The following is a 12,665-nucleotide window of genomic DNA, read 5'->3' as shown; positions in this document are numbered from 1 at the left end:
GCATGCAAAACCGAGATCAAATTTTTGCCATGCTCAGCACCATTTTAGTGGACGAGTTTGAAATAGACCCAGCTGACATCAGCTTAGAAGCATCATTGTATGAAGAGTTGGATTTAGACAGTATCGATGCCGTAGATTTGGTGATTAAACTACAACAACTCACGGGTAAGAAAATTCAACCCGAAGCGTTTAAAACCGTTCGTACCGTTAATGACGTAGTCAACGCTATTGAAGGGTTAATGCAAAGCTAATGCGGCTGATCCTGCAAGTTATTACCACGCTAGTGATTGTTGCTTACCCGTTAGCTGTGTATTTTGGATTACAGTATTTGCCACCTGGGTATATCGCACTATTGCTGTGTGTACTGCTGTTAACGCGTATGCTCGTCACTAAGCAACAAGTGCGTGCAATGGTATTACCATTAATCGTGGGGATTGGCTTAACTGGGGCAAGTTTTATTGCTCAGCGTAATGACTGGTTATTGTATTACCCAGTAGTCATCAATATGAGTTTATTGGGGTTATTTAGTTATTCGCTCATGCATGGCCCCAGTATGATTGAGCGCTTAGCACGTATAACAGAGCCTGATTTACCAGACTCAGCAATTGAATATTTACGCACTATTACCAAGTTATGGTGCGGGCTATTTGTTGTCAATGGTGCCATGGCAGCCTACACAGCAATAGCTAGCAGCATTGAAATGTGGACGCTTTATAACGGACTGATAGCTTATTTGCTGATAGGCATGCTACTCAGTGGTGAATGGATTTATCGCAGGTTTTGGCTGAAAAAACATGACTAAACTTTTGCTTAACTGGTTAACCGATGGCCCTGCTGCTCAGCAGCTGATTAGCTTTGACCATCATGACATTATGACGGGAGCGCTGTTTTGTGCCCACGTCACTCACTTGCACAAACAGCTCAGTCAAAGCGATGCAAAGCGATGGTTACTGGCTGCGCAAAAGAGTGATTTATTTGCTGCGGGCTTATGCGCGGCTTTGCTCGCAGGTAAGCAGGTCATATTGCCTTCCAATACCCAGCGTGGCACGTTAAGCGAACTTAATCACGAGTTTGACGCTATTATTGCTGACAAACCATTATGCGAAGTGCGCGAGTTTATCGTCCTCAAAAAAGAGCTCAGCTTGCCTGCGGCACAATGGCCACAAGCCAAAAGCCTAGGTGAGTTAATTTTATTTACCTCAGGCAGTAGCGGTCAGCCCAAAGCCATTACAAAAACCCTTAATCAACTGGATGCCGAAGTCAGTATTTTGGAGCATACCTTTGCCCAGCATTTGCCACATTGTTCTGTGGTATCAACGGTATCGCACCAGCACATTTATGGCTTATTGTTTAAAATTTTATGGCCGTTAGCTGCCAGTCGCGCATTTTTAAGCGAACAAATCGACTTTCCTGAAACCCTAAGTTATTACCTCGCCATCATGCCAAATCTGTGTCTCATTAGCAGTCCAGCGCAGTTAACTCGCTTGCCAGATGCCTTAGATAATCAGCCACAACAGCGTATTCCGAGTTTAATTTTCAGTTCAGGTGGACCGTTAAATTTTGAGGCAGCGCAAGCGGTAAAACAATGCTTTAAACAATTACCCATTGAAGTATTTGGCAGCACCGAAACCGGCGGTATCGCCTATCGTCGCCAGCATCAAGCATTGCAAACATGGCAACCGTTTGAGCAAGTTAACGTTGATGCAGATCCGCAAGATGGCGCGTTAATGTTGCAGTCGGTTTATTTAGAAAGCCCAGATACTTGGGTAAAGTGTGATGACAAAATCGAGTTGGTTGAAAATGGCCAATTTCGTTTACTGCACCGTTTAGATCGTATTGTCAAAATAGAAGAAAAGCGCTTATCACTCGCACAGTTAGAGCATCTATTACAAACCCATCCGTTTGTCAGCGACGCGGCCGTCACCGTATTAGAGCAACCACGTACCATGCTCGGCGCGGCCGTATGCTTAAATGAACTGGGCAGACAAACGCTCAAAGATGAAGGTAAGTTAGCGATTAACACCGCATTAAAGAATCACTTACTCAGCCAATTTGAGCGCATCACTTTACCTAAGCGTTGGCGCTACCCTAAAACCTTGCCGCTTAACAGCCAGGGTAAACGCACTTCAGCCGATATAGCAGCTTTATTTATTCATGATTAAATCCGAATTACCGCAAATTATTCATCAACATGTCGAAGGTGAACAATGCCATTGGCGCTTGTTCATTAGTGGCGACTTGGCTTTTTTTGATGGCCACTTCCCTGAGCAGGCAGTGCTGCCAGGTGTAACGCAATTAGATTGGGCTGTAAAACTAGGCTGTAACGCCTTTGGCTATAGTGCTAATGTCGCCACACTCGAAGTGCTTAAATTTCAGCAACTTATTTTGCCTAATACCTACGTTGATTTAGTCATTGAACATCAAGCACACAAGTCAAAACTTATTTTCAGTTACCGTGATGGCGACAAACGTTTTGCTTCTGGTCGAATTGCCTTTAACACCGCCATTAATACCGACATGAATACTGAGAGTGACTCATGACACTGGCGTTAGTGATCCCCAATTACAACCACCATATCGCGATAGAAAAAACCTTAGCCGATTTGGCTCAATACCAGTTGCCTTGTTATTTGGTCGACGACGGCAGTGACGATCAAACCCGTTACGTGCTCCAAGCATTAGCGGATAAGTTTAGCTGGGTGAGTTTAATTCAACATCCTTACAATCGAGGTAAAGGCGCGGCGGTAATGAGCGGCTTACGCCAAGCGCACCGCGATGGCTTTAGCCATGCATTGCAAGTTGATGCCGACGGTCAACATAATTTAGCCGACATCCCCTTGATGATATCCGCCAGCGACCAACATCCTCGCGCGTTGATTTCAGGCCAGCCGCAATATGATGAGTCGGTGCCCAAAGGTCGCTTATATGGCCGTTACATTACCCATTTTTGGGTGTGGGTAGAAACTCTCAGCTTTGATATTCAAGATTCTATGTGTGGTTTTAGAGTGTATCCGCTTGCGGCTACCGAGCAGCTGTTTAGCCAACAGGCGCTGGGTGAGCGCATGGACTTTGACATTGAAGTCATGGTTAAACTGTACTGGCAAGGTACGCCCGTGGTGCATGTGCCAACAAAAGTCATTTACCCAGAAGATGGCATTAGCCACTTCCAAGGCGTAAGAGACAATGTGCGTATTAGTTGGATGCACACCAAGCTGTTTTTCGACATGTTAGCCCGCTTGCCAAGCATTATCGCTAAACCACATTTAGCAAAAAAGGACTCAACAACACAAGGTTCAAACCAGCCTAATCAAGAAAATCAGTCAACTCAAGCTACAACTAAGCATTGGTCTGCCATGACCGAGCGCGGTAGCTTTTGGGGTATTAAATTTTTAGCCCAATGCTATCGCCTTGGTGGACATTGGTTGTGCCGCGCTATTATGTATCCGGTGATTTGTTACTTTTTCCTTACCGGTAAAACGGCTCGTGATGCATCATTAGATTTTTTACACCGAGTACAACAGCAACAGCCCAATCATCCACAGCTTAACAGCCCAATAAATTGGCGCGACAGCCTTAAACATTTTTTTGCTTTTGGAAATGCCGCTCTCGACCGAATAGATGCCTGGTGTGACAGAATTAACTTAGCGCAAGTCGACTTTAACGACCGTCACATTCTGGCTGAACAAGTGGCAACGGGGCGCGGTGCGGTATTGATTGTGTCGCATTTAGGCAATATGGAACTGTGCCGCGCTATCTCCATCCACCAGCAAAAAGTCAAAGTAAATGTGATGGTACTGACCCAACATGCTGAGAACTTTAATAAAGTCATGCAGCAACTTAATCCGCAAAGTAGCCTGAATTTAATCCATGTAAATGAGCTCGACCCCAGCACTGCGATGTTGTTACAACAAAAAATTGATCAGGGCGAAATAGTGGTAATTGCAGCCGACCGCACCTCATCAAGTAGCCAGGGTCGCGTGACTTATTTACCTTTTTTAGGCCAGGACGCTGCTTTCCCGCAAGGGCCATTTATTTTGGCCAGTTTATTAGATTGTCCGGTTTATACGTTATTTTGTATTCGCCAACATGGCCGTTATCAAGTCCATGTTGAGCACTTAAGTGACTCGCTCAAAGGCCCTCGCTCAGGCAGAACTGCACGCTTAACGGCTGCCATGAGCCAATATAGCCAGCGTTTAGCCCATTTTGCGCAACTCGCGCCGATGCAGTGGTTTAACTTTTTCGATTTTTGGCGCAAAGACGAGCTGGTCATCCGTAATAACCAGCATTCACACTCAAGCGCAACCCCATTACCCAGTCAGGACAGATAATCTCATGAGCCACACATCTTCAGCAGACGCTACCGATAATACTGTGCATTTTGGTCAACACTATCTCAGCCTTGAACAAATTGTTGCTGTCGCCAAAGGCGCCCAAGTTAAGCTCACTGACACCGCTGACTACGTTGAATATATTCAAAAAGGCGCTCGTTTCATTGACAGTTTATTACATGAAGAGGGCGTAGTTTATGGCGTCACCACCGGCTATGGTGACTCTTGCACCGTCAATGTAAGCTTAGATTTAGTCCACGAATTACCACTGCATTTAACCCGTTTTCATGGCTGTGGCTTAGGCGATAGTTTTAGCCCAATGCAATCACGTGCCATTATGGCGTGCCGCCTCAACTCATTGGCTGTGGGTAAATCTGGGGTGAGTTATCTATTATTGCAACGTATTGAGTGGCTATTAAACAACGACATTACCCCCATCATTCCCCAGGAAGGCTCGGTTGGTGCCAGTGGAGATTTAACACCATTGTCTTACCTTGCTGCAGTATTAGTGGGCGAGCGCGAGGTCATGTATCAAGGTAAACGCCAAGCCACTAAAGATGTGTATTTACAACTTGGCATGATGCCATTGAGGTTGCGCCCTAAAGAAGGCCTCGCCTTAATGAACGGCACTGCCGTCATGACAGCACTTGCGTGTTTAGCCTATGACAGATCGCAATATTTAAGCCGTTTATCAAGTCGTATAACTGCGATGGCGTCGTTAACCCTTAAAGGTAATGCTAACCATTTTGACGAGATTTTATTTGCCGCCAAACCTCACCCAGGGCAAAACCAAATTGCCAGTTGGATCCGTGAAGACTTAAACCATCGCACTCATCCACGTAATTCCGACCGTCTACAAGACCGTTACTCAATCCGCTGTGCACCGCATATTATCGGGGTGTTACAAGATGCTCTGCCGTTTATGCGCCAGTTTATTGAAACCGAACTCAACAGTGCTAACGACAACCCGATTGTGGATGCTGAAGGCGAACACATACTTCATGGCGGCCACTTTTATGGCGGGCATATTGCCTTTGCTATGGATGCGATGAAAAACGCCGTGGCCAATATTGCCGACTTAATTGATCGCCAAATGGCATTAGTGATGGACCCGAAATTTAATAATGGTTTACCGGCTAATTTATCGGCTGCAACGGGTGAGCGCCGCGCCATTAATCACGGCTTTAAAGCGGTACAAATCGGCGTGTCGGCCTGGACTGCTGAAGCATTAAAAAACACCATGCCTGCTAGTGTGTTTTCGCGCTCTACAGAGTGCCATAATCAAGACAAAGTCAGCATGGGCACCATTGCCGCGCGAGATTGCATGCGCGTACTGCAACTAACAGAACAAGTGGCAGCAGCGGCCTTATTAGCCATGAGCCAGGGGATCCAACTGCGGATGATACAGCAAGAGTTAGATCCGCAGTCATTAACCCCATCGCTCGCTAAAACCCTTGAGCAAGTGAGCAACGATTGCGAGCTGCTCACTGAAGACCGTCCTTTAGAATCAGTACTGCGCCAAACGGTTGAAAAAATTCAACTCGGTCAATGGGAGGTATGTTAAATGAAAGGTTTACTACTCACCGAAATGGAAATGGTGATCCCGTTTCACGATGTCGACTCCATGGGCATTACTTGGCACGGTAATTACCTGCGCTATTTTGAAGTTGTACGCTGTCAATTACTCGATAAACTCGGTTATAACTATCGCACTATGCTTGAATCAGGCTATGCCTGGCCGATTGTCGATGTGCAAATTAAATATGTTAAAAGCAGCACCTTTGATCAAAAAGTCAAAGTGATTGCCGCCATTGTTGAGTGGGAAAACCGTTTGCGAATTAACTACCAAATTGTCGATACCCAAACCAATGCGCGCATTACCAAAGGTTATACCATTCAAGCTGCAGTAGAGATTGCCACTCAGGAGTTATGCTTTGTAACGCCAGAGGTGTTTCAGCAAAAAATTCGTCCGTTATTAGATGAGAGCCAAGCCTGATGCCAGTCATTAAGGCGCTATTGCTAACAAGTCTCCTACTTTGCTGGAGCACTCTAGTTGCCAATGTAAGCGCAAACCCGGCACCCATAGCTGCTGATAACAATGTTGATAACAATGTTGAAAGTTCGCAGTCACAGAGTTCATCTACACAAGCCCATACTGACGATAAGGCTCAAGAGGATGAGGCTCAACTGACAAAGGCTCAATTAGCGCAAATTAACAGTTTGTACCAACAACCGGCTAGCTCTTCAGCCCTTAAGGCGTTAGCGCAGCAACTGAATTTACAAGCCGATACCCGCGGACAGTTCATACAACAACGCCATTTAGCGGTGCTCAAAAAACCATTACAAAGCCAGGGTCGATTTATTTTCAGCCCTACACAAGGCTTAGTTTGGCAACAACTTAAACCCTTTAACAGTTTAATGGTGCTTAAAGATCAGCAGTTAATTCAGCAAAATAGTCAGGGAAAAGTGCAACAACTCAGCGCAGCAGCCAGCGGCAATCCTATCGCGCAGCAACTGCCACGTTTATTGCAGGCCATCATGGCAGGCGACATTGAAGTGCTACACGCTGACTTTAGGTTATTTATGGTCGAAGAAAAAACGGGCGCGCTGTGGCAACTCGGCTTACAAGCAAAAGATCCACAAGTGCATGCTGCGATGGGTAACATTACCCTCAGTGGTGACACTCACATTCGCTCACTCATCATGACCAGCCAGCAAACGGATATCAGCGACTACACCTATATACAATTTACCAATACTGAACATGGCCCGCTTAGCGACAGCGAACTTGCACTATTTAGCCTAAACAGTGAGTTAGCTCAGTAATGCCTCGCAACCCATTTAATGTATTTATCTCAGCCAAAAGCCGCTTTGCGGTATGGTTGTTATTACTGCTTGCCATGTTAATTAGCGGCGCTTGGCAATGGCAGCAAGGCGCGCGGATCCAAACTGATATTTTGGCCATGCTGCCACATTTACAACAAGACAAACTCACCGAAACAGCATTAGATACCGTAGAAAAGAGGCTGGCGAATCAAGTATATATTGCACTGATAGCAGAGAACGAAAATCAGGCAATTAGTGCGGCTCAGCAGGTAATGACCTCATTACAAAGCCCGTCATCACAACCGTTTATCGCCATTCGAAGCGGCGCAGATAATCAGTTAGAAGAGTTAGCCAAAGTGTATTTTGAGCATCGCTTTAGTTTACTCACTCTCGAGCAAACACATGCGCTAGAAACAGATAACTGGCATGAGTTATTGGCCGCCGCGCAAAGCCAGCTGTATAGCGCCTTTGGTTTTGCTAACAGCCAACTGTTAGCGAGCGACCCGCTGTTATTGTTTCCAGCAAACTTGTTGGCGCTGTCACCGAATAGCAAACTTCGTAGCCAACAGGGTATTTTACTCACCGATACGGATAACGGAGTCGCCGCAATTGTTATGGCCAAAGGTCGTGACAGCGCGTTTAGCCCTACGGCTCAGCAACAACAAATGCTTGCACTACAATCTGCATTTAGTCAGATAACTCAACAGTATCCGCAAATCCGCGTACTCAAGGCTGGGGCATTGTTTCATGCTATCGCTGCAACCGAATCAGCCAAACAAGAGATCAGCAGAATCGGCTTAATCTCAATGCTGGGCATTGTATTATTGGTGTTATTGGCATTTCGCTCAGTGATGCCATTAGTAGCCGCCGTACTCACCTTAACCACTGGAGTCGAGTTTGCTTTTGTCGCCACTCTAAGTCTGTTTGGTGAATTGCATTTACTAACATTGGTGTTTGGCACCAGCTTAATTGGCGTGGCCATTGATTACAGCTTTCATTTTTATTGCGAAAAACAAGCACACCCTAATGACACAGCCACTGACACCATCAAACGTATTTTCCCCGCTCTGACGCTCGCATTAGCCACCAGCGCAAGTGCATTTATCGCCATTGGTTTTACGCCTTTCCCAGGGATGCAACAAGTCGCGGTATTTTGCGCAGCGGGCTTAATTGGCGCGTATCTCACCTTGCTTTTAATATTTCCGCTTTTGGGTAATCAGTCACTAAAACAGACTCGAGGGCTTGGGTTTGCTCACGCTTATTTAAGCTGGCTACACCGCGTATTTATCCCAACAAAACCGGTACAAAAAGTCGTATTAATGCTGTTGCCTGTTGGTGTGTTAATGATGCTGTTTTTCGGGTTATCGCAACTCACCGCCAACGATGACATTCGTCAATTGCAGCAGAGCCCAGAGGCGATAACCACTGAAGAAAACCAGTTGAGACAATTGCTCAGCGGCGGCACAGATAACCAATTTATTTTAGTCAGTAGCGCTAATGAACAAGACTTACTGCAAACACTTGAGCAACTAACCCCAGTATTAGAGACGGCCATCTCAAACAATGAAATAGATCAAGCGATTAGCCTCAGCCGCTTTATGCCGAGCATGGTACGTCAGCAGCATCACTACCAGCTACAGCAACAGCTTTACCAACAACACTTAGCTGAAATCATTGAGCAAATGGGCCTAGATGACAGCATAAAGGCCAGTTTAATGGCCGAGCTTAATCAGGCTAACTCAGCATGGCTTACACCTCAAACTGTGCTTAAGCACGCCAATGATGACTTAAAAGCATTGTGGTTGGGTGATGTTACAAGCGCTGACAGCACTAAACAGTATGGTGCAATTGTATTACTTGGCGGTATCCATTCACTGCCTGCGTTAACTCAGCGGCTCGCGAATCAAGATTGGCCTTTAGGGCAAGTAAAAGTGATTGATAAAGTAGGTGATATATCTAAGTTGATGGGTCAATATCGCCAACTGACTTTGCAGTTGTTAATGTGGATTTTTGCGCTCGCCAGCATTGCCTTTAGTGCTAAATATGGCATTAAACTGGCGCTCGCCATTGTCGCGGTACCGGCACTTGCCGTGTTACTTACCCTGGCTTGCTTGGGGTTAGTTGGCTCAAGCATTAGTTTGTTTCATGCCCTCGCCTTCATTTTAGTGCTGGGTATTGGTATTGATTACAGCTTATTTTTTGCCGAAGCTAAACACACTCGTGATGGGGTGATGATGGCAATATTTATGTCGGCCTGCTCAACCTTAATAGCCTTTGGTTTACTGGCACTAAGCCAAACCCATGCGATTCACTTTTTCGGCCTAACGCTTTTATTTGGCATCAGTTTTGCTTTTCTATTAGCGCCGTTTATCTCATTTTTTACAAGGAAGTCACTGTAAATGCAAAGCAATCAAACAAGCACAATTAACAACATGGACGTCGACGTCGCTATTATTGGTGCCGGCCCCTCTGGCGCGATAGCTGCCAGCTTATTACGCCAACAAGGTCATAAGGTTGTGGTGGTTGAGAAACAACAGTTCCCGCGCTTTTCTATCGGTGAGAGTTTACTGCCTTGCTGTATGCAATTTATTGAACAAGCCGGTATGCTAGATGCGGTTAATCAGGCTGGATTTCAGTTTAAAAATGGCGCCGCATTTCGTCATCAAGGCCGTTACACCACATTCGACTTTACCGATAAGTTCACTCCAGGCCCAGGCACCACGTTTCAAGTTCAGCGCGGCCAGTTTGATAAATTATTGGCTGACACAGCTATCAGTCAGGGGGTTGATATTCGTTTTGGTCATCAGGTTGATTCGGTCGATATAAGCGCTGAGCCCACACTGCAAATTACTAATGAGCAAGATCAACACTATCAAATCAATGCCAAGTTTATTGTCGATGCCAGCGGCTTTGGCCGAGTATTGCCCCGGTTATTAAACCTTGAACGACCATCAAATTTACCGTCACGCAGCGCTATCTTTACCCATATTGAAGATAACATTAGCGACAGCGAATTTGATCGCAATAAAATCCTCATCAGTGTTCATCCCGAACATAAAGACATTTGGTATTGGCTCATTCCCTTTAGCAACAACCGCTGTTCTATTGGTGTTGTCGGCGAGCCACATTTATTAGCGCATTTAAGTGGCAGCCTGGAGCAACAGTTGCTGGCGATTATTGCTGAAGAACCCGATTTAAAGCGCTTACTTGTTAATGCTAAAGTAGTGCAACCCTGTGCAACGCTCCAGGGTTACTCGGCCAATGTGACCACACTTGCCACTCACAAGTTTGCTTTATTGGGTAATGCGGGTGAGTTTCTTGACCCAGTATTTTCATCTGGGGTCACTATTGCAATGCAGTCGGCCGCCATGGCGTGCGCAACTCTTGATAAGCAGCTCAAAGGCGAAACTGTCGATTGGCAAACGGATTACGCTGAACCATTAATGCTTGGGGTTAATACCTTTAGAACTTATGTCCAAGCCTGGTATGACGGCCGTTTTCAAGATGTGATTTTTTATCAACAGGCGAACAACAATATTAAACAAATGATTTGCTCTATTTTGGCAGGCTACGCATGGGACACTAAAAATCCTTTTGTTAAAGAATCAGAGCGTCGCCTTAATACCATCGTTGAGTTATGTCGGGAGTTAGACGTTGCTTAAGCGTAGTCGTGCTATCAAGGTGATTGGCGCAGTGTTTTTGCTGTGCGCATTGGCAAGCTGTAGCCAACAATTTACCCGACAAACCTGTATGGCGATAACCAGTCAGGCTCAATATTGCCTAGCGCCTACCGTGACGACCCTTAATGACCAAAGCGAGATCAGTCTAAGCCAAATGATCAGCATGAACCGCGGCCAGGATAATCATGAATTACTGACTCAATTAGAGCTCACCTCACAGCGTATGACCTTAGTGGGGCTCGCGCCATTAGGCCAGGCATTGTTTACCCTGGTGTACGATGGCCAAACCTTACAAAGTGAGCAAAGCAGCTTGTTAGGCGATGCCTTTAATGCCGAATACTTAATGGCCATCATGCAGCTTGTCTACTGGTCTACGGAGCAAGTTAATCAACAACTCACAGATGCTCAGTTGCTGGATACACCTTGCGCAAGTGCATTATGCAAACAGTTAATCGATGCCGATGGCGAGCAAATCAGCATTAGCTATAGTGATCTCAACCCGTGGCAAGCAAATATTAGCGTCACCATCAAATCAGCCGACATTTTGTTGCACATCACGCCACTCGAGTAACCAATGACAAAGACTGAGCACACAATATGAATAACCGAATCGCAATAACCCATATCGGACTTTGTACGCCATTAGGCAACTCGCCTGAAACAGTGTTGCAGCGCTTGGTCAATGGCGACACCAGTGCCATGCAATACCGTGATGATTTATTGTTTAGCGGCCCAACGATTGTCGGTAGCGTAAATGATGACAGCCTTATTGATATTCCCGAACATTTACAGTTGTTTGCTTGCCGAAATAATCGTTTACTTCACACTGCAGCAATGCAAATAACCCATGCAGTAAACGAGGCAAAATCCAGGTATGGGGCTGATAGAATTGGCGTAGTATTAGGCACGAGTACATCGGGAATTTCCAAAGGTGAAGCGGCATTAGCCTATCAACTCGAACATGGTCACTTTCCACCGAGTTACCATTACTCACAACAAGAACTGGGCAGCACTAGCGACTACCTCAAGCAGTTATTTGAGCTCAGCGGCCCTTGTTACACAGTATCGACCGCATGTTCATCAAGTGCCAAAGTCTTTGCCAGCGCACAACGATTACTGCACGCAAACTTGTGTGACATGGTTATCGTGGGCGGCGTCGACAGTTTATGCCAATTAACCGTAAATGGATTTAACTCGCTAGAGTCTATTGCTAAAGCACATTGTAATCCGTTTAGCCTAAACCGCGACGGCATTAATATTGGTGAGGGCGCTGCGCTATTTACCTTAACGCGTGACCAAAGCGACGTCATGCTCGCGGGCATAGGCGAATCTGCCGATGCCCACCATATTTCAGCGCCGCATCCTGAAGGCTTAGGCGCTATTGACGCCATGCATAGCGCATTAGCCGCGGCCAATATCCAACCAGAACAAATCGATTATGTTAATTTACACGGCACCGCTACGCCCAAAAATGATGCCATGGAGTCACGTGCAATCACCAAAGTATTTAGTCCTGCCATACCGCCGTGTAGCTCAACCAAACCCTTAACAGGCCACACCTTGGGCGCTGCCGGCGCCATTGAAGCGGCATTTTGTTATTTACTGCTCAGCCAGCATAATTATCTTCAACAGTTGCCCCCTCATATATGGGACGGTCACGCTGACAATAACGACCCAAGCATACCCTTAGTGAGCGCCAACGCTTCACAGCACGCCAATTCACCGCTAGCTAATTCACAACCAGCAAAGTCACTCAACTACATTATGAGTAACTCATTTGCATTTGGTGGCAGCAACGCCAGCGTTATTTTTTGTAAAAAGGATGCCTAAA

Annotated in this window: 12 protein-coding genes; all 12 read left to right on the top strand. The window is 46.0% G+C overall.

The window, feature by feature from the left end:
- The first annotated feature begins 2 nt into the window (after positions 1–2).
- The 12 genes from AC19MX_RS11660 to AC19MX_RS11605 are packed head-to-tail and all read left to right on the top strand — an operon-like array spanning position 3 to position 12,664.
- Positions 3–251, top strand: a complete 249-nt coding sequence (locus AC19MX_RS11660) for an acyl carrier protein (RefSeq protein WP_188957476.1) — start codon at positions 3–5, stop codon at positions 249–251.
- Entirely contained in the window at positions 251–802 is a 552-nt protein-coding gene (locus AC19MX_RS11655; RefSeq protein WP_498298217.1) for a COG4648 family protein, read from the top strand. Before AC19MX_RS11660 ends, AC19MX_RS11655 begins: the two co-directional genes overlap by 1 nt.
- Positions 795–2,162: an AMP-binding protein gene (locus AC19MX_RS11650; RefSeq protein ID WP_432400473.1), complete on the top strand. Its 1,368-nt coding sequence runs from the start codon at positions 795–797 to the stop codon at positions 2,160–2,162. The genes AC19MX_RS11655 and AC19MX_RS11650 overlap by 8 nt, the downstream gene beginning before the upstream one ends.
- A complete protein-coding gene (locus tag AC19MX_RS11645; RefSeq protein WP_498298215.1) occupies positions 2,155–2,541 on the top strand; it encodes an ApeI family dehydratase in 387 nt (128 codons plus the stop codon). The genes AC19MX_RS11650 and AC19MX_RS11645 overlap by 8 nt, the downstream gene beginning before the upstream one ends.
- Positions 2,538–4,328 carry a glycosyltransferase family 2 protein gene (locus tag AC19MX_RS11640; protein ID WP_498298213.1) on the top strand — a complete coding sequence of 597 codons (1,791 nt, stop codon included), beginning with the start codon at positions 2,538–2,540 and terminating at the stop codon, positions 4,326–4,328. Before AC19MX_RS11645 ends, AC19MX_RS11640 begins: the two co-directional genes overlap by 4 nt.
- A 4-nt stretch (positions 4,329–4,332) precedes the next feature.
- Entirely contained in the window at positions 4,333–5,892 is a 1,560-nt protein-coding gene (locus AC19MX_RS11635; protein ID WP_498298211.1) for an HAL/PAL/TAL family ammonia-lyase, read from the top strand.
- Complete coding sequence (locus tag AC19MX_RS11630) at positions 5,893–6,324, top strand: acyl-CoA thioesterase (RefSeq protein ID WP_498298210.1); 432 nt, start codon at positions 5,893–5,895, stop codon at positions 6,322–6,324. It begins immediately after the preceding gene.
- Between the two features lie 20 nt (positions 6,325–6,344).
- Positions 6,345–7,154 carry an outer membrane lipoprotein carrier protein LolA gene (locus AC19MX_RS11625; protein ID WP_498298208.1) on the top strand — a complete coding sequence of 270 codons (810 nt, stop codon included), beginning with the start codon at positions 6,345–6,347 and terminating at the stop codon, positions 7,152–7,154.
- Positions 7,154–9,553: an MMPL family transporter gene (locus tag AC19MX_RS11620; protein ID WP_498298206.1), complete on the top strand. Its 2,400-nt coding sequence runs from the start codon at positions 7,154–7,156 to the stop codon at positions 9,551–9,553. Before AC19MX_RS11625 ends, AC19MX_RS11620 begins: the two co-directional genes overlap by 1 nt.
- Positions 9,554–10,816, top strand: a complete 1,263-nt coding sequence (locus AC19MX_RS11615; protein ID WP_498298204.1) for an NAD(P)/FAD-dependent oxidoreductase — start codon at positions 9,554–9,556, stop codon at positions 10,814–10,816. It begins immediately after the preceding gene.
- Positions 10,809–11,405 (top strand): DUF3261 domain-containing protein, encoded by a 597-nt coding sequence (locus tag AC19MX_RS11610; RefSeq protein WP_432400489.1) that lies wholly within the window; start codon positions 10,809–10,811, stop codon positions 11,403–11,405. The genes AC19MX_RS11615 and AC19MX_RS11610 overlap by 8 nt, the downstream gene beginning before the upstream one ends.
- A 26-nt stretch (positions 11,406–11,431) precedes the next feature.
- Positions 11,432–12,664 carry a beta-ketoacyl-[acyl-carrier-protein] synthase family protein gene (locus AC19MX_RS11605; protein WP_498298202.1) on the top strand — a complete coding sequence of 411 codons (1,233 nt, stop codon included), beginning with the start codon at positions 11,432–11,434 and terminating at the stop codon, positions 12,662–12,664.
- The last annotated feature ends 1 nt before the right edge of the window (position 12,665 follow it).

The organism is Shewanella sp. MF05956 (assembly GCF_059758055.1).
This window is presented reverse-complemented; position numbering and strand designations above follow the sequence as displayed.

Bases quoted from the DNA above. Each gene is read 5' to 3' on its own strand.
- AC19MX_RS11660 (WP_188957476.1), top strand. From the start codon at position 3: ATGCAAAACCGAGATCAAATTTTTGCCATGCTCAGCACCATTTTAGTG.
- AC19MX_RS11655 (WP_498298217.1), top strand. From the start codon at position 251: ATGCGGCTGATCCTGCAAGTTATTACCACGCTAGTGATTGTTGCTTAC.
- AC19MX_RS11650 (WP_432400473.1), top strand. From the start codon at position 795: ATGACTAAACTTTTGCTTAACTGGTTAACCGATGGCCCTGCTGCTCAG.
- AC19MX_RS11645 (WP_498298215.1), top strand. From the start codon at position 2,155: ATGATTAAATCCGAATTACCGCAAATTATTCATCAACATGTCGAAGGT.
- AC19MX_RS11640 (WP_498298213.1), top strand. From the start codon at position 2,538: ATGACACTGGCGTTAGTGATCCCCAATTACAACCACCATATCGCGATA.
- AC19MX_RS11635 (WP_498298211.1), top strand. From the start codon at position 4,333: ATGAGCCACACATCTTCAGCAGACGCTACCGATAATACTGTGCATTTT.
- AC19MX_RS11630 (WP_498298210.1), top strand. From the start codon at position 5,893: ATGAAAGGTTTACTACTCACCGAAATGGAAATGGTGATCCCGTTTCAC.
- AC19MX_RS11620 (WP_498298206.1), top strand. From the start codon at position 7,154: ATGCCTCGCAACCCATTTAATGTATTTATCTCAGCCAAAAGCCGCTTT.
- AC19MX_RS11615 (WP_498298204.1), top strand. From the start codon at position 9,554: ATGCAAAGCAATCAAACAAGCACAATTAACAACATGGACGTCGACGTC.
- AC19MX_RS11605 (WP_498298202.1), top strand. From the start codon at position 11,432: ATGAATAACCGAATCGCAATAACCCATATCGGACTTTGTACGCCATTA.